Source organism: Streptomyces sp. NPDC026672, assembly GCF_040638185.1.
Taxonomy (GTDB): domain Bacteria; phylum Actinomycetota; class Actinomycetes; order Streptomycetales; family Streptomycetaceae; genus Streptomyces.
Window position 1 is genome coordinate 105,241 of sequence record NZ_JBEZXS010000023.1, and the last position, 22,469, is coordinate 127,709.

Below are 22,469 nucleotides of genomic sequence, written 5' to 3' on the forward strand. Positions count from 1 at the left end.
GTTGACATACGAAGGCCCGCCTTCCGATACTCGCTGCACCCTATCCGCGCCGGCCACGCCGTCGACCGTGACCGTCCGCCGCGCCGGATCCCGTACGACGACGAGGGCGCGCCGGATGACAGCAGCAGTGGCGGTGGACCTGGGCAAGACCGGCTGCCGGGCCGTGCTCCTGACGGACCCGCACACTCCGGCGGGACCCGCGCACGAGGTGCCGGGGGCGCCCGGGCTCGCCGCCGCGGGAGGTGTCGAGGCGGCCCGTGCCGCGGTGCGCGCCGCGGTGCTGCCGCTCGTCGCCGAGCACACACCGGACCGGCTCGCCGCCGTGTGCGTGGGCGCGGCGGGCGCGGCCTCGGCCCCGGCGGCGGCCCGCGCCCTGGCGGAGCTGCTCCTCACGGACCTGCCCGCGGACGAGGCGGCCGTCACCAGCGACGCGGTCACCGCGCACGCGGGCGCCCTGGGCGGCCGTGCGGGGGTGGTGCTGGCGATCGGCACCGGGTCCGTCGCGGTCGGCATCGGCGCGGACGGCTCGTTCGCCCGCGTCGACGGCTGGGGCCCCTGGCTGGGCGACGAGGGCAGCGGGGCCTGGATCGGGGTGGCGGGGCTGCGGGCCGCGCTGCGCGCGCACGACGGGCGCGGCCCGGACACCGCGCTGCTGACCGCCGCCGCCACCCGCTTCGGCGACCCCGACGCGCTGCCCTCCGCCCTCTCCGCGGACGGCAACCCGGCCCGCACGGCGGCCTCCTTCGCCCCGGAGGTGACCCGCGCCGCCGAGGCCGGCGACCCCGTCGCGGCCGAGATCGTCCGGGACGCCGCCGCCGCGCTCGGTGACTCGGTGCTCGCGGCCGCCGCCCGGATCCCCGGCGACGACCTGCCCGTGGCCGTCACCGGAGGGCTGACCGGACTCGGCGAACCGCTCGTGGCACCGCTGCGGGCCGCGCTCGCCCGCTCGGCCCGGCGGCTGCGCCCAGTAGCTCCGCTGGGCGATCCGCTGGACGGCGCGCGGCTGCTGGCCCTGGACCCGTCCCTGCCGCACGAACCCCATGTCGTCCGGGTCCGCCGGACGGCACCCCCGCCCCGTGTCCCCTCCGCACCGGTGATCCCGCCGGCCGTCGCCTAGGAGCGAGCGTGCGCCAACTCGACCTGGTCGTGGTCGTCGTCTACCTCGTCGCGATCGCCGTGATCGGGCTACGGCTGGCCGGACGGCAGCGGACGGCGCGGGACTACTTCGTGGGCGAAGGGCACATGCCCTGGTGGACCGTCTCGTTCTCCGTGGTGGCCACCGAGACCAGTGTGCTGACCGTCATCAGCGTGCCCGGCGGTGCCTACGGCGGACAGGGCTTCGGCAACGTCGAACTCGCCCTCGGCTACGTCGTCGGCCGTGTCGTCGTCGCCACCGCGCTCATCCCCCTGTACAAGCGCGGCGGGTTCGTCAGCGCCTACCAGTACCTGGGCGACAGGTTCGGGCTCAGGCTGCAGGGGCTCGCCTCGGTGACCTTCGTCTTCACCCGGCTCCTCGCCGAGGGCGTCCGGCTGTTCGCGTCCGCCATCCCGATCAAGCTGCTGCTCGACGAGTTCGGTGTGCACGCGAGCTACCGCGTCATCATCATCGTCCTCACGGTGATCACCGTCGTCTACACCTACCTCGGCGGCATCAAGGCCGTCATCTGGACCGACGCCGTCCAGATGGGCCTCTACCTGGGCGGCGCGCTGCTCGCCGTCGCCGTGCTGTCGGCCCATGTCGGCGCCGACGGGTACTCCGCCGCCCTGCACTCGGGCCACTTCAGGCTGTTCGACACCGACTTCGGCCCGGCGCACGTCCTCACCAGCCCCTTCGCCCTGCCGACCGCGATCGTCGGCGGCGCCGTCTTCGCGATGGCCAGCCACGGTTCGGACCAGCTGATCGTCCAGCGGGTCCTCGCCACGCGCTCGCTGCGCGACGGCCAGAAGGCCATGATCGTCTCCGGTGTGTTCGTCACGCTCCAGTTCGCCGCGTTCTCCCTCGTCGGCGCGCTGCTGTGGTCGTACAACGGGGGCAGGAGCTTCACCGACCTCGGCCTCGGCAGCTCCGACAACCTCTACCCGCACTTCATCCTGCACGGGCTGCCCGTGGTGGTCTCCGGACTGCTGGTGGCGGGCATCCTCGGCGCCGCGATGGGCTCCCTGTCCTCGGCGCTGAACTCCATGTCCAACTCGACGGTCGCCGACCTCGTCCACAGCTTCTTCCGCGGCACCCCGTCGCAGGAGGCGCTGCTGCGGCTCGCCCGGGTCATGACGCTGGTGTGGGCGGTGCTGATGGCGGTGTTCGCCTGCGCCTTCAGCACCAGTACCGGCAATGTGTACCTGACCGGTCTGACCATCGCGGGCTACACCTACGGCGCGCTGCTCGGCGCCTTCCTGCTCGGGCGGCTCGTCCGGCGGGCCGACGAGACCGACTCGGCGGTGGCGTTCCTCGTGACGGTCGCGGTGATGACGTACGTCGTGCGCGAGGTCAGGATCGACGTCACGGCGGCGGGCGCGACGGTGCCGACCGCGATCGCCGCGCAGTGGCTGGTGCCGATCGGCGTGCTGATCACCCTGGTCGTGGGCGGTGCGCTGAGCCTGTTCCACCGGTCGCCGCGGGCCTACGGGACACGCGGCGACCGGACCTCCGATGTCCCCGTGAACGCCGGTAGGGAGTAGCCATGCGTGTGATCGGTCTGATGTCGGGCACCTCGTACGACGCCATCGAGGCGGCCGCCGCCGACCTCACCCTCGACGGCGACACCCTGCTCCTGCGGCCGCTCGGCCATCTGTCCGTGCCGTACCCCGACGACCTGCGGGACCTGATCGCCGCCACGCTGCCCCCGGCGACCACCACGACCGCGGCCGTGTGCGCCCTGGACACCGGTGTGGGGCAGGCCTTCGCCGGCGCCGCGGTCCGAGTGCTCGACGAGGTGTGCGGCGGCATGGCCGACCTGGTGGTGTCCCACGGCCAGACGATGCACCACTGGGTCGAGGACGGCACCGTGCGCGGGACCCTGCAACTCGGCCGGCCGGCCTGGATCGCCGAGGCCACGGGGGTGCCGGTGGTGTCGGACCTGCGCGGCCGGGACGTCGCGGCGGGCGGCCAGGGCGCCCCGCTGGTCGGGATGACCGACACCCTGCTCCTGCGGGGGCTGCCCGGGGTGCCGGCGGCGCTCAACCTCGGCGGCATCGCCAACGTCACCGTCGTGGCCCCGGACGCGGAGCCGCTGGCGTTCGACACCGGCCCCGCCAACGCCCTGCTGGACGCTGCCGTGCACCACTTCACGGACGGCGCCGCCGCCTACGACGAGGACGGACGCCGGGCCGCGGCCGGGCACACCGACCCCGACCTCCTCGAGGTGCTCCTCGCCGACCCCTACTACCGCAGGCCCGCGCCCAAGAGCACCGGCAAGGAGCACTTCCATCTCCCGTATCTGCGAAGGGCGTTGGCCGACGCACCGACTCCCGGCACGGACGACGTCCTCGCCACCCTGACCCGGCTCACCGCCGTCACCGTGGCCGACGCCTGCCGCGCGCACGGAGTCACGGGCCTGGTCGTCTCCGGGGGCGGCACCCGCAATCCGGTGCTGATGCGCATGCTCGGCGAGGAACTTCCCGGCGTCACACTGCGTCCCAGCGACGACCTGGGCCTGCCCTCCGACGCCAAGGAGGCCCTGGCCTTCGCCGTGCTGGGCTTCCTCACCGTCCACGGACTGCCCGGCACCCTCCCCTCGGGCACCGGCGCCCGCCACGCCTCGCTCCTCGGCAGCCTCACCCCCGGCCGCGGCCCGCTGCGACTGCCCGAACCCGCCGCACGGCCCCCGCGTCTGCTGCGCGTCACGGACCCCGTCATCCCAGCAGGGCGGCGATGGTGACGAGCGCGGGGACCGAGGCCACCGTGGACAGGAGGATGGACTCCCGGGCGAGTTGTTCACCGACGCGGTACTGCGTGGCGTAGGTGTAGAGGTTCTGCGCGGCGGGGAGCGCCGAGGTCACGGTGACGTCGAGCAGCGCCGCGCCGTGCAGATGGAAGAGGCCCGCGCCGATGCACCAGGCGATGAAGGGCTGGACGGTGGTCTTGAGGGCGGCGGACAGGGCGATGGCGGGCCGGTTGGCGCCGCGGGCGGGAAGTCCGCTGCCCCGCAGGGAGATCCCGAAGGCCAGCAGGACGGCGGGGACGGACATGTTGGCCATGAGGACGAGGGGTTCGAGGGCCGGCTGCGGGACGCTCCAGCCACTGGCTGCCACCGTGACGCCCGCGAGCGAGCTGACCGCGACCGGGTTGCGCAGGGGTGTGGTCAGCCGCTGGAGCAGGGGGCGGCGCTCGCCGGGCCGCTGGAGGTCCAGGACCGTCAGGGCGAGGGGGGTGAGGACCATCTGCTGGAACAGCAGGATCGGCGCGACGAGGGAGGCGTCGCCCAGGACGTACACGGCGATCGGGATGCCGAGGTTGCCGGCGTTGACGTAACTGGAGCACAGGGCGCCGATGGTGAGCTGTCCCCTGCTCCAGCCCCGCAGGAGTCCGACGGCCACGAAGAGACAGGCCGCGGCGACCGTGCTGACCACGGTGACGAGGAGCCGCTCGGAGAGGATGACCGAGAGGTCCGCGCGCACCAGCGTCGTGAACAGCAGGGCGGGGGTGGCGACGTTGAAGGCCACCCCGGTCAGGACCTTCCGCGCGTCGTCCCCCAGGTGTCCGCGGTGTCCGAGCACATAACCGACGCCGATGACAACGGCGATCACCGCGAACCCGGTGAGAACTCCCTGCATGCTGCTCCTTGCCGAATACGGGCGAAAGCCCCGGACCCCGGTGAAGTGAACGGGCCCGGGGCGCTCGGGTCAACTCAGTTGTCCGCGCCGACCCTGCTCTCCCGCACGGCGGCGGGCGGCGGGTTCTGTCCCGGGTGGAGGACGGACCGGGCCCGGTCCGCGTCGAAGTCGTTCTCCCACTTGCCGATCACGACGGCGGCGACGGCGTTGCCGAGGACGTTGATGAACACACGGCCCTCGTTGAGGATGCGGTCGATGCCGACGATCAGGGACAGCGCGGCGAGCGGGATGTGGCCGACCGCGGTGACCGTGCCGGCGAGGACGATGAACGCGCCCCCCGCGATGCCCGCGGTCCCCTTGCTGGTGAGCATCATCACGCCCACCATGACGAGTTGCTGCTGCCAGGAGAGGTCGATGCCGACGGCCTGGGCCAGGAACATCGAGGCCATCGTGAGGTAGACGGCGGACCCGTCGAGGTTGAAGGAGAAGCCGGAGGGGATGACGATGCCGACGACGGGCCGGCCGACGCCCAGGATCTCCAGCTTCCGCACGATCTGCGGCAGCACGGCCTCGCTGGAACAGGTGCTGAGCGCGACCAGCAGCTCGGCCTTGAGGAACCGCATCAGGGCGAACAGGCCCAGCCCGCAGGCGCGCATGACGAGGCCGAGCACCACCACGACGTAGACGACACAGGTCGCGGTGAACAGGGCGATGAGATAGCCGAGTTGCTTCAGGCTCTCGGCGCCGTAGGTGGCGACGACCGTGGCCAGGGCGCCGAAGGTGCCCAGGGGCGCGAGCCGCATGACCCAGCCGACGATCCGGAACACCACGTCCGACAGCGCCCGGATGCCGGTCACCAGCGGCGCGCCCTGTTCGCCCGCCATGTTGAGGGCCACGCCGAAGACGATCGACACCGTCAGGGCGGCCAGTACGGCGTCCCCGGCGATCGCCCCGAAGAGCGAGGTGGGGATCATCGAGGAGACGAACCCGGTGAAGGTGGCGTGCTCCTTGGCGGAGTCGGGCACGTCGTCGGCGTTGAGCGTCGAGGGGTCGACGTGCAGTCCGCCGCCGGGGTGGAAGACGTTGGCGACGACCAGTCCGATCAGCATGGAGAGCAGCGACAGCACGAGGAAGTAGCCGATCGCCTTCACCCCGATGCGGCCGGCCTTGCGCAGATCGCTCATCGAGGCGATGCCGGTGGTCACCACGCAGAAGACGACCGGGACCACGATCATCTTGACCAGCGCGACGAACCAGTCGTTGAGCGGTGTCAGCTCCTCGCCGACATCGGGCAGGAACGCGCCGACGGCGATGCCGAGGACCGCGGCCAGCACCACCTGGAACCACAGCTCACGTATCAGACGGTTCGGCCGCGACCGCCGCGGCCGGTCGGTGGCGGTAGGGGATGTCATCGTTGGTGCTCCCTTGCACGTGGTGTGCGGTGCTGACGGCGGGTGCGCCGGTTCGGGTCACCGGTGCAGGTCGCGCAGCACCTTGTGGAAGGCGGCCTTGCCCTCGAAGCCGATCCCGGGGATGTCGGTGAGGCCCACCCGGCTCTTCTCGACCACCGCGTCGTCGGCGAAGCCGCCGGTGGGCTGGAACTCGCCCGGGTAGGACTCGTTGCCGCCGAGCTTGAGGGCGGCGGCGATGTGCAGCGAGAACTGGTGTCCGCCGTGCGGGACGCACTGGCGCGAGGACCAGCCGTGCCGGCGCAGCATCTCCTGGATGCGCAGGTACTCCACCAGCCCGTAGCTGAGGGCGGGGTCGACCTGCACGATGTCGCGGTCGGGGCGCATGCCGCCGTAGCGGATGAGGTTGCGGGCGTCCTGGAGGGAGAAGAGGTTCTCACCGGTGGCGATGCGGCCGGCGTAGTTCTCGGCGACCACGGCGTTGAGGCGGTAGTCGAGCGGGTCGCCGATCTCCTCGTACCAGAACAGGCCGTACGGCTCGATGGCGCGCCCGTACTCCAGCGCGGTGGCGAGGTCGAAGCGGCCGTTGACGTCGACGGCGAGGCGGGAGCCGTCACCGTCCAGGACGTCGATGACGGCCTCGATGCGCCGCAGGTCCTCGGCCAGGTCGGCGCCGCCGATCTTCATCTTGACGACGTCGTAGCCCAGGTCGAGGAAGCCGCGCATCTCGTCCTGGAGATGGGTGAGGGTCTTGCCCGGGGCGTAGTAGCCGCCCGCGGCGTAGACGAAGACGGAGTCGTCGGGGCGGCCGTCGCCGTACCGGTCCGAGAGCCAGCGGTAGAGGGGCTGTCCCGCGATCTTGGCGGCGAGGTCGAACAGGGCCATGTCCACGACGCCGACCGCGACCGAGCGCTCCCCGTGTCCGCCGGGCTTCTCGTTGCGCATCATGACGTCCCACGCCCTGGCCGGGTCGAGTTCCCCCCGTTCGTCCAGGAGGCTGCCGGGCTCGGCGTCCAGCAGCCGGGGCAGGACGCGCCGGCGCAGGATCTCCCCCGCGCTGTAACGGCCGTTGGAGTTGAAGCCGTAGCCGACGAGCGGTTTCCCGTCCCGGACGACGTCGCTCTCGACGGCGACGATCGAGCAGTCCATCGAGCTGAAGTCGATCCAGGCGTTGCGGATCGAGGAGCTGATCGGGACGGTGCCCTCGTACACATGGGTGATCTTCACCGGAGAGTTCTCCATATATCTTATAAGCTATGACGGTGTTAGAGTGAAGTGGTCGAAAGTGAACCTGTCAAGGGGCGGACGCGTCCGGAAGGGAAGCACCGGGGGGATGGCAAGTCCGAATCTCTTCCTGAGCAAAAGCGATCTCGCCTACGCGGAGTTGCGGGGCCGGATCCTCACCGGGGACCTCCCGGCCGGGTCACGACTGGCCCAGTACGAGCTGGCCGACTCCCTCAACATGAGCATCACGCCGCTGCGCGAGGCCATCCGCCGGCTCAGCAGCGAGGGCCTGGTCGAGGTGGAGACCCACCGGGACGTCCGGGTCTCGACGATGAGTTCCGCCGAGGCCCGGGAGCTCTTCGAGGTGCGCCTCTCCCTGGACCCGACCGCGGCGGAACTGGCCGCCGGGCGCCGCACGGAGGAGGACCTCGCCGTCATGCGCGCCGCGGTGGACCGGCTGCTGCCCGTCACCCGGCAGTGGGGCGAGGAGGCGCTCACCGCGCACCGAGCCTTCCACCAGGCGCTGTACCGCGCCTCCCACAACGAGGTGCTGTGCCGTCTGCTGGACGACCTGTGGGACAAGTCCGACCGCTATCGCCGCCTCGGCCTCGAACTCCCGCCCGGCGACGGCCCGCGCACCCGCGATCTGGAGGAACACCACCGGCTCGTCGACCTCGTCGAGGAGGGCCGGGCCGCCGAGGCCGCACGGCTGATGCGGGACCACATCACCCACAGCCTCACGGCGACCGCGATCAGCGCCCTGGAGAACCGCGAGAACGAACACGACGCCTGACGACGACCGACCGCGGCGACAGGCCCGGTGGCACCCTGCTCCGTGCACCGCGCCGGGGCCGACGCGAGCGAGGGCGTCGACCCCGGCGGCCGGTGTCACCGGCTCAGCACTCGCCTCGCCAGACGACCTTGACGACCCGGGTGCCTGCGACCGCGTTCACCTTGTAGCCGCCCGGGCCCGGGTTGTAGTGCAGGCAGGACGTCTCCGTGCCGCCCGACACGGTGTACGTGACGTCGACGTGGTCGGCGCCCGGGAACGGCACGCCGTTGTTGAACGCCGACCGGATGGAGACGTTCCCGGTCCAGTTGCCCGCCGTCCTCATGACGAGCTGGCCGGTCTGGTTCTCGCCGCTGTAGACGCAGAAGTAGCCCTTGTCGCAGCCGGGCGGGTTCGCCTCCGCGGACGCGCTCGGAGCGGTGGCCAGGACACCGGCGAACGCGGCGGCCGCCGCGGCCCCGATGACAGCACGTTTGCGCATGTGGTTGTTCCCCCTTGGTCGGACGTGGTGCGGCACTCGGTCAAGTGCGCGTCCCAGGCTGCCCACCCCCATGTCCGGGCCGCCACGTCGTTCGGCGTGTGCCGAACGTCGCGAACGGAACCGGCCTACTGTCCACTGCCCCCTGCCCGCCCCAGGACGAACAGGGCCGTGCGGGCCGACTCGGGGTCGGGGTGGGGCCAGTTGTGGACGTGGAGGGTGGTGGTCTCGCCCGGCAGGAGGGTGAACAGGCCCTGGTCGGTGGTGGCCGTGGGGGCGAGCCGGTCGGCCTGGAGGAGCGCGTCACGCAGCAGGGTCCTGGCACGCACGGTGATCCGTGCCGTCCCCGGCCCGTCCGTGGTGTCGTCCACGCTCACGTCGTACTCGGGTGCGGGATAGGCGAACTCCAGGTCCCGCACGGGGAAGTGGACGGCCCGCAGCTCGGCCGCGTCGGCGACCAGGTATTCGCTGCCGGACGCCGCCGGGACCAGGGCGTCGGGCACCTCGACGGCGGCCACCGTCCGCCCGTCGGCGGCCGGTCGGAGGCTGTGCTCGGCGAGCTGCGTGCCGTCCGCGGACATCCTGCGCAGCCGTACGGTGGGCAGCCAGGCGTCGGCCGCCTGGTTCACCGCGCACAACGTGAGCCGCCCGTCGCGCCGTTGCAGCGTCAGCAGCCGGTCGGCGTAGAGGCGGCGCAGCTCGTACCACAGCGGCTTGCGGCGTCCCGCGCCGTCGATCGCGGCCCAACTGGTCACCGGCCAGCAGTCGTTGAGCTGCCAGACGATCGCGCCCGCGCTCCTCGGCCAGTGCGAGCGCCAGTGCTCGACACCGGTGGCGAAGGCGCGCACCTGGTTGACCTGCATCAGATAGTGCCAGGTGTCGAAGTCCCGGGGCACCGCGAAGTGCCGGGCGAGCCCGCGCTCCAGCTTGCCGTTGCCGTCCTCGGCCTTCTGGTGGTGCAGCACGCCCGGGGAGTCGGGCGCCAGTTCCTCGCCGGGCAGGGCGTCGCGCAGGGTGGCGTACGCGGGCGGGGCCTGCCAGCCGAACTCGGAGACGAAGCGGGGCACGCTGTCGAGGTAGTCGGTGTAGTCGGTCTTGTTCCACACGTCCCACAGGTGGGTGCAGCCGTGGTCGGGGTGCTCGGGGGCGTGGTTCCAGGAGCCGGACCAGGGGCTGCCGGCCCAGTAGGCGCGGGTGGGGTCGGTCTCGGCGACGATCCTGGGCAGCAGGGCGAGGTAGTAGCCCTCGCCCCAGGAGTCGCCCTTGAGGGTCTCCTCCCAGTTCCACATGGTGTAGACCCACAGGTTCTCGTTGTTGCCGTTCCACAGCACGAGGCTGGGGTGCGGCATGAGGCGGGCGACGTTCTCGCGCGCCTCGGCCTCGACCTCGGAGCGCAGCGGCTGTTCCTCCGGGTAGGTCGCGCAGGCGAACAGGAAGTCCTGCCAGACCATGATGCCGAGTTCGTCGCAGACGTCGTAGAAGTCGTCGCGCTCGAAGATGCCGCCGCCCCACACCCGGACCATGTCGACCCCGGCCTCCGCCGCCTGGGTGAGGCGTTCGCGGTAGTCGTCGGTGGTGACCCGGGAGGGGAAGACGTCGTCCGGGATCCAGTTCACGCCGCGGGCGAAGACCCGGACGCCGTTGACGGCGAAGGTGAAGCCGGTGCCGTGCTCGTCGGGTGCGGTGTCGAGGACGACGGTGCGGAAGCCGATGCGGCGCGACCAGGTGTCGAGCACCGTCCCGTCCGGGGCGCGCAGGGTGACCTCGCAGTCGTGGCGGGGCTGTGCGCCGTGGCCGCGCGGCCACCACAGGTCGGCGTCGGGCACCTCCGCGACCACCGTGGCGGTGTCGCCCTCGAAGGTGACCGAGCCGGTGTGTCCCTCCCCGACGCGCACCTCGGCGGTGAGGGCGCGGCCGGTGCCGGTGGCGGTGCGGGCCACGTCGAGCCTGATCTCGACCCGTCCCGTGCCGTCCTCCACCGTGACCAGCGGGCGCACCCGGTCGAGGCGTGCGGTCGACCAGTGATCGAGGCGGGCGGGCTTCCAGATGCCGGCGGTGGGCAGGGAGGGGCCCCAGTCCCAGCCGAAGGAGCAGGCCATCTTGCGGACGAACGCCGACGGGTGCGGGTACGCCTCCTCGCGCGCGCCCATCCGCCGCCGGGTGTCCTCGGCGGCGGTGTACGCGGAGGTGAAGCGCACGGACAGCGGGGCAGGACCGTCGGCGAGCGCTTCGGTGACGTCGAAGCGGTAGGTGCGGTGCATGTTGGCCGTACGGCCGAGGGTCCGGTCGCCGAGCGTGATCTCGGCGACGGTGTCGAGTCCCTCGAAGACCAGGTCGGTGCGCTCGTGCCCGGTGTCGCGGGCGGGCAGGACCGTGTCGTACTGCCAGTCGGCGCGGCCCACCCACTGGACGTCGTCCTCGTTGGTGCCGATGAAGGGGTCGGGGATGCGGCCGGCGGCCAGCAGGTCGGTATGGACACATCCCGGGACCCGGGCGGGCAGGGCCTCCCCGTCGTGCCGCAGGGTCCAGCCCTCGGTGAGGGGCACGGCGGTCCGTGCGCGATGGGCGGTCGTCATGGCGTTTCTGTCCGTCTTTCTGGGTCGGAGGCCGCTCGGGGCGTGCCGGTGCCGGGCGCGTCTTGCGAGCTCGCGTTCAGTCATGGCGGTCTCCTAGAGACTGGAGACCCACCTGTCAATAACGTCCGTCAGTTTTAGACCTAGTCCTTGTCGGCGAGCAGTTTTCTGCTCTCGTCCGTCATCTGCCGGAAGACGCCCTGTCCCTTCTGATGGGCGAAGTACTGCTGCATCAGCGGCAGCAGGGTGGCCTGGAGCGCGGTGCCGTTGGAGTACGGGGTGTTGGGCAGGAGCTGCCGTTCCTTCTCCTGCCGGCGGAACACCGAGAGGTCCACACCCTGCCGGGCCATGGCGGCGACCGAGGTGTCGACGGCTTCGGGGATCGAGGGCAGGAAGGTGCCGGTCGTGGACGCCGTCCGCTGGCACTCGGCGGAGCCCATGTACGACACCCACGCCCAGGTCTGGTCGGGGTGGTCGGTGCCGGACCAGATGACGTTGCCGTTGGCGTTGCTGACGGTCGCCCGGGTGCCGTCGGGCCCGGCCACCATGGGTCCGGTGCCGATCTTCAGCTTGGGCAGGGTGGCGAGGGTGGACGCCTCCCAGGAGCCGCCCGCGTAGATGGCGATCTTGCCGGAGCCGAGCAGTTGGGCGCCGCTTGCCGGGGCACCGGCCGACGAGAACTCGCCGGGCGCGGGGGCGTATCCCTTGTCGGTCAGCTCACGGACGAACGCGAAGGTCTTCTCCAGGCGCGGGTCGTCGTAGCGGAACACCGTGGGGTAGTTCGGGCGGTCGCCGATGCGCCAGCCCAGCGAGGACGCCAGGGGGCGCCAGGTCGTCAGCCCGTTGAAGTCGTTGCCGACGGTGACCATGCTGCTGATGCCGTAGGTGGCGACGTGTTTCCCGTCGAAGCCCGGTTCGTCGCCGCGCACGCCCTTGCGGTCGACGGTGAGGTGGGCGACGACCTTCTCGAAGCTGCCGCCGCCGTCCGGGTCCCAGCGCATGGTGGTGATGTCGTGGGCGTCGAGTCCGGCCGCCTTCAGCTTGGCGGTGTTGTAGTAGAGGGCCGCGGAGGCCCAGTCCATGGGGAGCCCGTACTGCTTGCCATCGGTGTACTTGTAGTCGTCGACGCCGACGGAGAACCGCTTCAGGTCATAGCCCGTCTTCTTCATCAGGTCGTCGAGCGGCATGAGTTGCTTCAGTGAGGCGTACTGCTGGATGTACTGGACGCTGTTCATGAAGGCGTCGGGCGCGGTGTCGGCGACGAAGCCGGAGAGCAGCTTGGTGAAGTAGTCCGCCGAGTCGTACTGAGTGATTCTGACATCGATGTCAGGATGTGCTTTCTCGAAGGCGTCCGCGCACGACTGGTAGGCGGTGGCCTGCCGGTCGTCCCAGGTCCACCAGTTCACCGTGGTCTTCCCGGAGGACGTGCCCCCGGCCGCGCAGCCGCCCAGCACCGCGGTGAGGCCGAGTGCCGCGGTGGCGGCGAGGAGGCGCTGCCACCGCCGGGCGCGGTGTGTCCGCATGCTGTTTCTCCTTCGTGAGGGGGGCCGGGCCTACTTGATGCCCGTGAAGCCGATGGAGTTGACGATGCGTCGCCCGAAGACCAGGAACAGGAGCAGCATCGGCAGGGCCGCGATCATCGTCGCCGCCATCAGACCCGCCCAGTCGGGTGCGGCCTGCGGGGAGGACTGCTTGAACACGCCGAGGGCGAGGGTCAGCGGTCGGGCGTGCTCGTCGTTGGTCACCAGCAGCGGCCAGAAGTAGTCGTTCCAGGTGTTGATGAAGGTGAGCAGGGACAGCGTGGCGATGGGTGCCGAGGTCATCGGCAGGGTGATGGTGAAGAAGATCCGCAGCCGGCTCGCGCCGTCCATCAGCGCGGCCTCCTCCACCTCCGTGCTCAGGCCGAGCATGAACTGGCGCAGGAAGAAGATGTTGAACGCGGAGAAGAAGGCGCCGGGCAGCAGCAGTCCGGTGAACGAGTTCAGCTGGTGGATGTCGCGGACGAAGATGAAGTTGGGCAGCAGCACCAGGATCGCGGGCACCATCAGCGCACCGAGCAGGATGTTGAAGACGGTGTCGCGGCCCCGCCACCGCAGGCGGGAGAACGCGTACGCGGCCATCGCCGAGCAGAACACCACGAGCGCTGTCTGCACGGTGGCGTAGACGACGGAGTTGCGCAGGAAGAGCGCGGTGTCGAGGGAGGCGCCCGAGCCGCCCTGGGCCTGGGCCTCGGCGCGGGAGGAGAGCCCGAGGGCCCGTTCGAAGGCGCCCCAGGTGAAGTCGACCGGGAGCAGCGAGGAGGGGTCGGTGGGCAGGGTGACGTTGTTCGACAGGGCGGTGCGCAGGATCCAGTAGAACGGGAACACCGTCACGATCAGGACGACGGTGATGTACAGCCAGGCCGCGGCCCGGCCGGCCGAGATCCGCCTGCGGGTTCCGGCGCCGGTCGCGGTGGCTGCCGGGTGGGCCGGTGCGAGGGTGGACACGGTACGGCTCCTCAGCTCAGGTCGGTCTCGTTGGCGCGGGCGAGCCGCATCTGGGTGAAGGTGATCGCGACGAGCAGGACGAAGAGGGCCAGGGACATGGTGGCGGCGTAGCCGAAGTCCAGCTCGCCGAAGCCCTTTTCGTAGATGTACCGCTGGAGCACGTTGGAGGCGTTGGCGGGGCCGCCCTGGGTGGTGACCTGCACGATGTCGAAGACCTGGAAGGAGCCGATGACGGTGAGGACGACCACCATGACCAGGATCGGCCGCAGCAGGGGCACCGTGAGGCGGCGGAACATCTGCCACTCGCTCGCGCCGTCCAGCCGCCCCGCCTCGTACACCGTGGGCGGGATGGTCTGGAGTCCGGCGAAGATCAGGACCGCGTTGTAGCCCATCGACTTCCACACGCTGATCGCGGCCAGGGACGGGATCGCCAGGTCGCTGTCGCTGAAGAAGAGCAGGTGCTGTCCGGTGATGTCCTCCAGGACCCGGCTGACGATGCCCAGTTGGGGATCGAGCATCCACTGCCACACCAGTGCAGCGACCACCCCGGAGATCAGGAACGGCAGGATGATCAGGCCCCGGACCAGGGTGGAGCGGGTGAGCCGGTGCAGGACCACGGCGGTGACCAGTGACACCAGCACTCCGGCCACCACCGAGAGGGCCACGAAGTACACGGTGACGAGCAGCGCGTGCCAGAACACCGAATCGCCGAACATCTCACGGTAGTTGGCGAACCCCACCCACTTCGGGGGTGTGAGGATGCGGAAGTTCGTGAAGCTGTAGTAGACGCCGCGGAGCGTCGGGAGGGCGAAGAACACCAGGAAGCCGGCGACGGCCGGGGTGATCAGCGCCCATGCGAGCCGTCCGTCGCCCCGGCGTGCCGCGGGGCCTCTCGCCGGGCGATCGTGTCTCGTGAGCGGGACCCGTTCCTTGACCAACTGCGCCATGACGCACTCCTCGGCTCTCGGGAACCGCCGACCGGTCGAGACGGACCGGGTGCCGTCACGGGCATCCGGGGCGGGGAGCGACGTGGGGCGTCGGGACGTGCCGTCCAGGATCTTCGCCGGTCCGCGCCCCTCGGCGACGGCGGCCCCGGCTTGTGGCCGGAGGTGGCCGCGGCATGTCGCCGGCGCCCGACTCGGGTGCTCCTCCCGTGCGAGGTCACGAAGACCCACCTGACACGAACCGGTCCTGCGGCACCGTCTCGTCGGCGAGATCAACGCGACCATATGAGCGGCCTCGGACGAGGGTCAATACGCCGGATCGGGCAATTATTCGTAAATAATGAACTGACGCACAGTCAGCTCGGCAGGAACCGCCCGGTTGTCGACGGAGGTTGTTGACAGGGCGTCGGATACCGGCCGTTTTCGCGATGTTCCACAAGAGTGGGCGCTCCGCGAGGTCACGGAGCGCCTTCCCGACCGTTGCGTCTCAGTCGCCGAACAGAGGCTCGTAGGGCGAGTTCTCGGGTGTCAGGACGAGGACGACGTCCTTGCCCTCGCCGAGCGCCACGTCGCGCAGCCGGGCCAGCGCCTCGGCCGCCGGGGGGAGTTCGAGGCCGAGGGCCGCGGCGACCCGGTCCCTCCGCTCCACCAGGTCCGGCATGTCCTCCAGGTACTCGGAGCCGGCTTCGTCGCTCTCCGCCACGGTGAACGTGAGGCAGTCGCGCCACCACGGAACGACCAGGAGGAGCCGGAGGAGTTCGGGCAGGCCGAGCGCGATCAGCGCCGCGCCGCCCTCGGAGTCCGCGTACAGGACCGGCCGTTCCTCCCCGCCCTCACCGCAGAAGAAGAAGGTCCCTCCGGTGCCGTCGCCCGCGAAGCCCTCCAGGGCGTCGCCCGAGGCGAGATGCACCTCCTCGACGTGGTCGTGCCGTTCCAGGTCGAAGTCCCCCGGCCACGCGAGGAACGCGGCGACGTCGTCCCGCGCGCGGATGGTGTCGATCAGCGACGGCATGTGCCGCACCCTCCTCAAGGACGCCAGATCCAGTTCCGGCGTTCGTAGGCGATCTCGAAGCCCAGGCGAAGCATGTTGTGCAACGAGGAGTTGTGGGTGCCGGGGGCCTCTGCACCCGTCTCCGCGACGAGGAACCGGCAGCCCAACTCCCGTGCCAGGCGGGCCCGGGCCGCCAGCAGCGCGGTCTGGGCACCGCGCCGGCGTGCCTGGGGCAGGACCGCGCCGGCGAACATCTGCGCCGTCTCGCCCCGGACGTACATGGTGCCGGTTCCGACGATCTCCTCCTGCCACCACACGGCGAAGGGGTGCCAGCCATGCCTGGCCGCGGTCGCGGCGGCCATGTCCGCGTAGTGCTCGACCGGCATGCCGAACGCGCGCATCATGACGGACCCCCACGCGGACGCGTGCCCGGCCTCCACGGGGGCGACACGAACGCCGTCCACCGGCCCGGCCGCCGCGTCAGCGCGGGCGATCGCCTCGTCGGTCCGGGCGACGAGCTTCACCCACGACGACCCCGGGGTGATCCCCTCCGCCTCGCTCATCTCCGACCACTCCTCCGGCAGCAGGTCGGGCGCGATCTGGAGGACGGCCTGCGGGTCCCCCGCCGTACGGTAGAAGTCGCAGACCTCGCCGATCAGTTCGGCGGTGACGGGCTCGGTGACACCGAGGCCGAGCGCCTTGCTCCAGAACCGGGTGGGGTCGTCGCGCATCGACAGCACCACTCCCCCGCCGATCCGTGTGCCGCTCATCCCCAGCGCGGCACGGGCGCTCTGCGGGGCACTCGACTCGAACCCGAAGAGGGCTTCCGCCTCCGACTGCTCCAGGACGGACGGTGGAACGACGCTGGCCATGACCTTGATGTCTCCTTCGTACGGCGATGCGTCAGCGTAGTCGCCAGGTGGCCGGAGGTATGTGCGCGGGGTCCGGTTCCTCCGGCTCCCCCACGGTCAGGCGAGGTCGTCCCGGACCACGGACAGTGCGACGTCGCGGTGCGCGTCGTGTTCGTCGAGGCGGGCGACGAGCGACGCCCGTACGTCCTCGTAGGTGTCGGAGCCCAGGGGGAGCCGCAGCGGTACGTTCCCGCTGTCGACGAGGTCGATCATCGCCTTCGCGATCTTGTGCGGGTCGTTGGGGAGGACGAAGGAGGGGTCGGCGAACGCCCGCCGTCCCTCGCCCGCCGGGGTGTCCTCGTACTCCGGCATGGCCGGCGCGGTGTCGAGGGCCGCACCGAATCCGGTCGGTGTCGCGCCGGGTTCGACGATGGTCATGCCGATACCGAACGGGGCGATCTCGCGGGCCACCGTCTCGCAGAAGCCCTCGATCCCCCACTTCGAGGCGTGGTAGTAGCCGAAGTTCGGATAGACGGTCTGGCCTCCCGCGGTCGACACCTGGATGACACGTCCGCCGCCCTGGGCGCGCAGATGCGGCAGCGCGGCCCGGATGACGTGGATCGAGCCGAGCAGATTGGTGTCGATCACCCGCCGGATCTGCTCCTCGCTCGCCTCCTCGGCGGCGGCGAAGACGCCGTACCCGGCGTTGTTGACGATGACGTCGATCGTGCCGAGCGCCTTGAACGACTCGTCCACGGCCCGGCGGACCTCAGCGGGGTCGGTGACGTCGAGGCGGACGATCCGCAGGCGGTCGCCGTACTCGGCACGCAGGACGTCCAGCGCCCTGGGCCGGCGGAGGGTCGCCGCGACGCGGTCGCCGCGGGCCAGCAGCCGTTCGGTGAGCAGCCGCCCGAAGCCGGAGGACGTGCCGGTGATGAACCAGGTGGTGGACATGCGGTCCCTTTCGTCGGTGCCGTCTTCGACGCTACGAGTTCAAGTCGACTCGAGGTCGAGCACAGACGGTGGCGCACACCCCGCGCTGCCACGAGCGGGAAGGGCCGCTTCCACCCGTGCGGCGCAACGCGACGGGGCGCCGCGGCAGGGCGCCGCTACAGAGAGGCGGGGGGGCAGGCAGGTCCCGGGGGCCCGGGCGGTGCTCGGCCGGCGGGCCCCGGGGGACATCCTGGCCGGGTGCGTCCTGCCTACTTGCTGACGGCGAAGCGCATCAGGGCGTGCTCGTCGCCCTGCTTTATCTTCCCCGTCACATTGATCACCTCCAGCTTCCAGGTGCCGCCGACCCGCACGGCCTTGGCGACGGCGCAGCCGTTGTCCTGGGTGAGCAGGCTGGGCCAGATGTCGGCGACCTGCTGGGAGGTGCCGCCGGTCGCGTCGTAGACCTTGAAGCTGATGTTGCGCGCCTTCTGGAAGGAGCTGCCCCTCTTGAAGGCGGCGGCGATGAACACGATCGACGTGATGTTGCCCGGGACGCGGGCGAACTCGACGGTGACGGTCTCGTCGTCGCCGTCCCCGCGGCCGGTCTGGTTGTCACCGCTGTGCACCAGGGAGCCGTTGCCCATGGGGTCGAGCGAGTCGAGGCCGGCCAGGCGCACCGGGTCGCCGCCCTGCATGGCGATGGCGATGAGGTCGAGGTCCGTGCCGGTCTTGCGGCGCAGCACGCCCATGACGCCGCCGCTGCTGCCGGCCGTGGGGTCCCAGGACACGCCGATGGACAGATGGGTCACTCCGTCCAGGTCCGCCGGACCGTCTTCCTTCGTAAGCGTGATCATGTGTGGGCCATCCTTCCGAAACGGGCACTCCGACACGCAGAGTGTGCCTGGCGCTCCGGCGGTTCCCGAGGCCGGGTCCCGCCGGAGCACCGGGTCCCGTCGCACGGTGACGGCCGGACCGCTCTCGTTATGCCGGTGGCATCGTCGAGCGGAACGTCCAGCGCCCGGAACCCACTTCGTACACGGTCTCCGTGGCCGTCGTCCGCAGCCGGTGCGCTCCTTCGGGAACCAGGGCGCGGCCGTCGGCGGCGGGGACGTGGACCTCGGCGGTACTGCCCGCGGGGACGTCCAGGGTGAGCCGGAACCGGTCCGCGTCCCATCCCGTCCCGTCCCGTCCCGTCGCCAGTCGGTGCGGGCGAGGCCGTACGGCGTGCGGCAGGAGCCCGAGGCGGAGGTCATGTCCCCTTCGACGGCCGGGGAGACGAGGAGTTCGGCGTAGCCGATCGAGTCGCCGGTCTGCGCGATGCCGGCGACGCGGCCGGCGAACCAGGAGTCGACGGCGCCGAGACAAATCGGCGTCCGGACAGGTCGGTTCGGTCGTCGCGGGCGTTGCCGTCGTTTTCGGGCATGGGTCGACTCCCGAGGTGTACGGAGCGGCAGGGGGACGCGCCGCCGGATCGCGTGTCGAAAGGTGTGCGGCGACGGCCCGGTCAGGTCGCGGCCGGTCGGGCGACCTGGGCGGCGGTCAGGGCACGGTTGTGCAGCCTGAAGTCCCGCAGGTTCCCTTCGGTCGGACGGTGATGCGGGATTCGGGCGGGGTGGCTCTGCGGATGACTCGGGCGCGGTGGGCTCCACGGATGCTCTGGAGGGGGCTCTACGCATGCTCCGGCGATGTGACCGTGCGGGGACAGGAGCGTGTCGGTGCGGGCGGCGGCGGGCCGGGGACGCGGGTTGAAACGTTCAAAACAACGGGCGTGCGTCACCCCGCCCCACCGCGCCCCGCCCCGCCGGTCCGGTCCGGTCCGGCTCAGGCCACGGTCGACTGCGCGTAGGGCACCAGACGGACGGGCCCGACGAGGCCGTACGCCTGGCGGGCGACGCCGCCGAACACGGCCGGCTGGGCGACCCTGAGCCGGTTGACGAGAGGCGTCGCCACCTCGACCTCGACGGTGTTCTCGCCACGCCGCAGAAGATCACCGAGGTCGACGACGGGGTGCAGCCGGTCCGCCGGTGCCAGTCGGGTGCCGTTGACGGTCACCCGGAACGTGTCACCGACCTGGCCGAGGTCCAGCAGCGCGCCATGGGCCGCACTCCAGTCGGCGGGCAGGGTGACGGTGGTCCGGTACCGTCCGACACCGGCGGAGTCGGCCAGTTCGGGGATCTGCGACCAGGGTGCGAGGGTGTCGAGCGTGAGGGATCTGTGCACCTTCTCGGTCGTCGTGGCCGTGGGTCCCGGGTACCAGTCCTCGACGTCCAGCTCCCAGCGGGCCGGGGTGATCAGCAGCGGCACGGCGGGGATGCGGGTGGAGACCGTACGGCCGCTCGACAGACGGGTCCTGTACGTGCCCGCCGTACTCGCGCGCACGGTCAGTCCGTGCCGGGTGAACAGGGCCGTGTCGGCGTCGGTGCCGACGGCGTACGGACGGTCGCCGTCGCGGTCGCCGAAGAGGCCGGGCCGGCCCAGCGCGACGATCATGACCTGCCCCGGCTGGAGTGCCACCCGCAGCGTCACGTCCCGGCCGCTCCGGGTGTACCGGGCGAGCCGCGTCGCCCGGCCCGTCCACGGGTCGAGCAGGTACGGCACCGTCGCCCCGCCCTGTGTGCGGCGCAGCGTGACCTCGTGGTCGATGGCGGCGACCGGCGGCTTGACGGTCTCGGAGTGCTTGCCGTTGCAGAGGTAGTAGAAGTCCGCCTCCGGGGTCACCCGGTGGGCGTTGAGGAGCGTGGACGGGGTGGCGTGGCGGACGTCGGGCGTCACGCCGAGGGAGGTGAGGGCATCGCCTATCGCCGTCTTGTCGGTGACCCGGAGGACGTGGGGCAGGGCGAGCAACGCGGTGAAGATCTCGCGCAGTTGATCGGTCTCGCCCGGGTCGGGCACGCCCGGGGTCAGCGCCTGGTCGAAGGCGCCGAACAGGACGACGGGCAGTCCGGCACGGGCGAGAGCGAGCACCTTGCGCGCGTCGTGCGGGGAGAGGGTGGGCGTGGAGCCGTAGAAGAAGTCGCTCTCGATCAACAGGGCCTTGTAGGCGGGGCCTTCAGGGGCGAGCCGGCCCCCGGAGACGGTCGCGGCGGGCAGGTCGAGCAGGGGGCCGCTGAGGAACTGGTGGGTCCAGCCGAGCGGGACGCCGGTCGAGGTGAGCCAGGACGCGCCGATGCCGGTGGCGGTGTAGCCGGTCTGCCGCAGCACGGCCACGTCCGCGCGGGCGGTGCCGGACTGGAGGACCTGGTGCACCCGCCCGAGGTAGCCGGAGATGTCGGTGACGTGCCCCCAGGTGGGCTGCCGGGGTCCCCACGACTCGCCGTAGCCGGGTGTGCCGTTGTACGGGCTGAAGGCCGCGAAGCCGGGCCAGCTCACCTGCGGTGCGGTGGCGTAGGAGAAGCCGTGGACGACCGTCTGGTTGACGCCGGCCGCGTAGGCGCCGCCCATGGTCCGCAGGAAGCGGTCCCAAGTCGTGCTGTAGGCCGAGCCGTTGTAGGCGCCCGCCTCGCAGGACAGCACCGTGCGGCCGGCCATGTCACGGCCGCCGGCCAGGCAGCGGAAGTCGTCCAGGTTCTTGAAGCCGAGGGATTCGCCCTCGGGGATGTCGAGGATGGAGGCGGAGGCGATGGCGTCGGTCTGGAGGCCGTAGGGCTGCGCGCGCAGGTCCATGCCGAGTGAGTGCGCCCAGTCCCGGAGCGCTCGCAGGTGGTGGCGGTTGAACAGTTCGGAGACCGTCTCCCAGAAGTCGTGTCTGATCTGCCGGGTCAGTTCGGCCTCGAAGGCGAAGACCTGGTTGCTGTCGTCCAGGACGATCGCGGGCAGGTACGGCAACAGGGGGCGTCCCGTGTGCTGTTCGAAGGCGTCGGGCAGCAGCGGGGTCCAGGTGAGGCCGTCGGTCTCCAGCTCCACGGAGTCCTCGAAGAACGCACCGCCCGCGGCCCTGAGCAACTGCCGTACGGCGGGGGTGAGTAGCTGCTCCTCCCAGTAGCCGGTGACCGCGGCGGTGCCCTGGGGGCTCAGATGGTCGACGACGTAGGTGGCGGGTGCGGAGTGGGGGCCGGACTCGGGCTGCTGCCCGGAACCGCGCCGCCAGTAGGAGATCAGCACCCAGTCGCCGTCGTCGGGGGCCGTCCAGGTGAGGGTGCCGTCGGTGACGGTGCCCGTGAGGTCGCGGACGGAGGAGGCGTCGAGCCCGGTCTCCTTGCGCGTGGAGTTGGCCGGGTCCAGCCGGGCGGCCTGTACGGCGAGGAGCCGCTGCCGGGTGACGCCGGCCGCCGCGGTGCGCGAGGGCGGCGGAACGGGCCCCCGGTAGGTGGCACCGGCGGCCAACTGGACGTGTCCGTGGGCGAGTTCCTGGGCGGCGGCCTCGTCGTCGGGGATGACGCCGGGCACGGCCACGGGCCAGCTGGGGCCGAGGGTGATGTCGACGGTGACACCGCGCCGGGCGGCCCGGCGGAGGGCGGCCTCGACACCGTCGCGCCAGGGTCTGCTGCCCCAGCCGTGGTGGGCGACGTCGAGGAGCGACTTGTCCTGGACGCTGTGGTGGACGGCGGCGATCTCGACGCCGCCGAAGCCCGCGTCGGCGATCTGGTCGATCTCGCGGGCGACTTCGTCCGGTTCGACCAGGCCGTCGGGCCACCACCAGCGGAACTTGGGGCGCACGGGGGCCGGGGGGTCGGCGAGCCAGCCGCCGCTCAGCCTCTGCCGGCCGCCCGGCAGGTTCGCCGTGCCCTCCGGCAGTGCGACGGCGTCGGGGGCGGCGGGCCACAGGGCCGCCGCCGTACCGGCCACGAGGCCCGCGGCCAGGACCGTACGACGGGGGATCCCGTCGCGCCGTGAGTTGCTCTCATGCATACGTGTGCCCCAGATCTGATTGAATCGTTTCAATTACCTGCAAACGCTTGGACGTTAAGGGCCACCTTCGGACAGGGTCAAGATGCGTGCGCGGCGTTTTGGGACGGGGTGGGGGTGGGGGGGAGGTTGGGGCGGGGTGATTCGGGGGTGGGGTGGGGGTGGCCGAGGG

General features: G+C 71.4%; 17 protein-coding genes and 1 pseudogene. 4 read left to right on the forward strand and 14 right to left on the reverse strand.

What is annotated here, in order from left to right; genetic code table 11:
* The first annotated feature begins 115 nt into the window (after positions 1-115).
* Genes AB0F77_RS25750 through AB0F77_RS25760 form a run of 3 tightly spaced genes read left to right on the forward strand, consistent with a single transcriptional unit; the run spans position 116 to position 3,878 of the window.
* Positions 116-1,117 (forward strand): BadF/BadG/BcrA/BcrD ATPase family protein, encoded by a 1,002-nt coding sequence (locus AB0F77_RS25750; RefSeq protein WP_361953159.1) that lies wholly within the window; start codon positions 116-118, stop codon positions 1,115-1,117.
* An 8-nt stretch (positions 1,118-1,125) separates the two neighbouring features.
* The gene (locus AB0F77_RS25755) at positions 1,126-2,679 is read left to right on the forward strand and encodes a sodium:solute symporter (protein ID WP_361953162.1); all 1,554 of its coding nucleotides are present in this window, start codon (positions 1,126-1,128) and stop codon (positions 2,677-2,679) included.
* A gap of 2 nt (positions 2,680-2,681) precedes the next feature.
* Positions 2,682-3,878 carry an anhydro-N-acetylmuramic acid kinase gene (locus AB0F77_RS25760; RefSeq protein ID WP_361953165.1) on the forward strand — a complete coding sequence of 399 codons (1,197 nt, stop codon included), beginning with the start codon at positions 2,682-2,684 and terminating at the stop codon, positions 3,876-3,878.
* On the opposite strand, the gene AB0F77_RS25765 is transcribed toward AB0F77_RS25760, so the two are convergent.
* The 3 genes from AB0F77_RS25765 to AB0F77_RS25775 all read right to left on the reverse strand — a co-directional run bounded on the left by AB0F77_RS25765 (position 3,853) and on the right by AB0F77_RS25775 (position 7,424).
* On the reverse strand, positions 3,853-4,773 hold the full coding sequence (locus AB0F77_RS25765; protein ID WP_361953168.1) for an AEC family transporter: 921 nt from the start codon (positions 4,771-4,773) through the stop codon (positions 3,853-3,855). The two genes, AB0F77_RS25760 and AB0F77_RS25765, sit on opposite strands and share 26 nt — an antisense overlap.
* A 74-nt stretch (positions 4,774-4,847) precedes the next feature.
* Positions 4,848-6,185, reverse strand: a complete 1,338-nt coding sequence (locus AB0F77_RS25770) for a cation:dicarboxylase symporter family transporter (protein ID WP_361953171.1) — start codon at positions 6,183-6,185, stop codon at positions 4,848-4,850.
* Between the two features lie 57 nt (positions 6,186-6,242).
* Positions 6,243-7,424, reverse strand: a complete 1,182-nt coding sequence (locus tag AB0F77_RS25775; RefSeq protein WP_361953174.1) for a mandelate racemase/muconate lactonizing enzyme family protein — start codon at positions 7,422-7,424, stop codon at positions 6,243-6,245.
* Positions 7,425-7,515: 91 nt separating this feature from the next.
* Between AB0F77_RS25775 and AB0F77_RS25780 the strand changes: the two genes are divergently transcribed.
* On the forward strand, positions 7,516-8,199 hold the full coding sequence (locus AB0F77_RS25780) for a GntR family transcriptional regulator (protein WP_361953177.1): 684 nt from the start codon (positions 7,516-7,518) through the stop codon (positions 8,197-8,199).
* A gap of 103 nt (positions 8,200-8,302) precedes the next feature.
* On the opposite strand, the gene AB0F77_RS25785 is transcribed toward AB0F77_RS25780, so the two are convergent.
* From AB0F77_RS25785 to AB0F77_RS25835, 11 genes and pseudogenes are all read right to left on the reverse strand, one after another.
* Entirely contained in the window at positions 8,303-8,677 is a 375-nt protein-coding gene (locus AB0F77_RS25785) for a peptidase inhibitor family I36 protein (RefSeq protein WP_361953180.1), read from the reverse strand.
* 125 nt (positions 8,678-8,802) lie between these two features.
* The gene (locus AB0F77_RS25790) at positions 8,803-11,250 is read right to left on the reverse strand and encodes a glycoside hydrolase family 2 protein (RefSeq protein WP_361953183.1); all 2,448 of its coding nucleotides are present in this window, start codon (positions 11,248-11,250) and stop codon (positions 8,803-8,805) included.
* Between the two features lie 140 nt (positions 11,251-11,390).
* The gene (locus AB0F77_RS25795) at positions 11,391-12,770 is read right to left on the reverse strand and encodes a sugar ABC transporter substrate-binding protein (RefSeq protein ID WP_361953186.1); all 1,380 of its coding nucleotides are present in this window, start codon (positions 12,768-12,770) and stop codon (positions 11,391-11,393) included.
* 30 nt (positions 12,771-12,800) lie between these two features.
* Positions 12,801-13,733, reverse strand: a complete 933-nt coding sequence (locus tag AB0F77_RS25800; protein WP_361953189.1) for a carbohydrate ABC transporter permease — start codon at positions 13,731-13,733, stop codon at positions 12,801-12,803.
* Positions 13,734-13,744: 11 nt separating this feature from the next.
* Positions 13,745-14,680: a sugar ABC transporter permease gene (locus AB0F77_RS25805; RefSeq protein WP_361953192.1), complete on the reverse strand. Its 936-nt coding sequence runs from the start codon at positions 14,678-14,680 to the stop codon at positions 13,745-13,747.
* A gap of 484 nt (positions 14,681-15,164) precedes the next feature.
* Positions 15,165-15,689, reverse strand: coding sequence for a hypothetical protein (locus tag AB0F77_RS25810; protein WP_361953195.1), 525 nt, complete (start codon positions 15,687-15,689; stop codon positions 15,165-15,167).
* A gap of 14 nt (positions 15,690-15,703) precedes the next feature.
* Positions 15,704-16,540, reverse strand: coding sequence for a GNAT family N-acetyltransferase (locus AB0F77_RS25815; RefSeq protein ID WP_361953198.1), 837 nt, complete (start codon positions 16,538-16,540; stop codon positions 15,704-15,706).
* Positions 16,541-16,636: 96 nt separating this feature from the next.
* Entirely contained in the window at positions 16,637-17,473 is an 837-nt protein-coding gene (locus AB0F77_RS25820; RefSeq protein WP_361953201.1) for an SDR family oxidoreductase, read from the reverse strand.
* 248 nt (positions 17,474-17,721) lie between these two features.
* Positions 17,722-18,306, reverse strand: coding sequence for a TerD family protein (locus tag AB0F77_RS25825; RefSeq protein WP_361953267.1), 585 nt, complete (start codon positions 18,304-18,306; stop codon positions 17,722-17,724).
* 387 nt (positions 18,307-18,693) lie between these two features.
* A pseudogene (locus tag AB0F77_RS25830) lies at positions 18,694-19,128 on the reverse strand (hypothetical protein); the annotation flags it as partial.
* A 145-nt stretch (positions 19,129-19,273) separates the two neighbouring features.
* Positions 19,274-22,300, reverse strand: coding sequence for a glycosyl hydrolase (locus tag AB0F77_RS25835; RefSeq protein ID WP_361953204.1), 3,027 nt, complete (start codon positions 22,298-22,300; stop codon positions 19,274-19,276).
* Positions 22,301-22,469: the final 169 nt, after the last annotated feature.

Excerpts from the sequence above, each read along its gene's own strand:
- AB0F77_RS25815 (WP_361953198.1), bottom strand. The coding sequence starts at position 16,540 with ATGGCCAGCGTCGTTCCACCGTCCGTCCTGGAGCAGTCGGAGGCGGAA.
- AB0F77_RS25760 (WP_361953165.1), top strand. The coding sequence starts at position 2,682 with ATGCGTGTGATCGGTCTGATGTCGGGCACCTCGTACGACGCCATCGAG.
- AB0F77_RS25780 (WP_361953177.1), top strand. The coding sequence starts at position 7,516 with ATGGCAAGTCCGAATCTCTTCCTGAGCAAAAGCGATCTCGCCTACGCG.
- AB0F77_RS25750 (WP_361953159.1), top strand. The coding sequence starts at position 116 with ATGACAGCAGCAGTGGCGGTGGACCTGGGCAAGACCGGCTGCCGGGCC.
- AB0F77_RS25785 (WP_361953180.1), bottom strand. The coding sequence starts at position 8,677 with ATGCGCAAACGTGCTGTCATCGGGGCCGCGGCGGCCGCCGCGTTCGCC.
- AB0F77_RS25770 (WP_361953171.1), bottom strand. The coding sequence starts at position 6,185 with ATGACATCCCCTACCGCCACCGACCGGCCGCGGCGGTCGCGGCCGAAC.
- AB0F77_RS25835 (WP_361953204.1), bottom strand. The coding sequence starts at position 22,300 with ATGCATGAGAGCAACTCACGGCGCGACGGGATCCCCCGTCGTACGGTC.
- AB0F77_RS25825 (WP_361953267.1), bottom strand. The coding sequence starts at position 18,306 with ATGATCACGCTTACGAAGGAAGACGGTCCGGCGGACCTGGACGGAGTG.
- AB0F77_RS25790 (WP_361953183.1), bottom strand. The coding sequence starts at position 11,250 with ATGACGACCGCCCATCGCGCACGGACCGCCGTGCCCCTCACCGAGGGC.
- AB0F77_RS25805 (WP_361953192.1), bottom strand. The coding sequence starts at position 14,680 with ATGGCGCAGTTGGTCAAGGAACGGGTCCCGCTCACGAGACACGATCGC.
- AB0F77_RS25810 (WP_361953195.1), bottom strand. The coding sequence starts at position 15,689 with ATGCCGTCGCTGATCGACACCATCCGCGCGCGGGACGACGTCGCCGCG.
- AB0F77_RS25820 (WP_361953201.1), bottom strand. The coding sequence starts at position 17,473 with ATGTCCACCACCTGGTTCATCACCGGCACGTCCTCCGGCTTCGGGCGG.
- AB0F77_RS25775 (WP_361953174.1), bottom strand. The coding sequence starts at position 7,424 with ATGGAGAACTCTCCGGTGAAGATCACCCATGTGTACGAGGGCACCGTC.
- AB0F77_RS25795 (WP_361953186.1), bottom strand. The coding sequence starts at position 12,770 with ATGCGGACACACCGCGCCCGGCGGTGGCAGCGCCTCCTCGCCGCCACC.
- AB0F77_RS25765 (WP_361953168.1), bottom strand. The coding sequence starts at position 4,773 with ATGCAGGGAGTTCTCACCGGGTTCGCGGTGATCGCCGTTGTCATCGGC.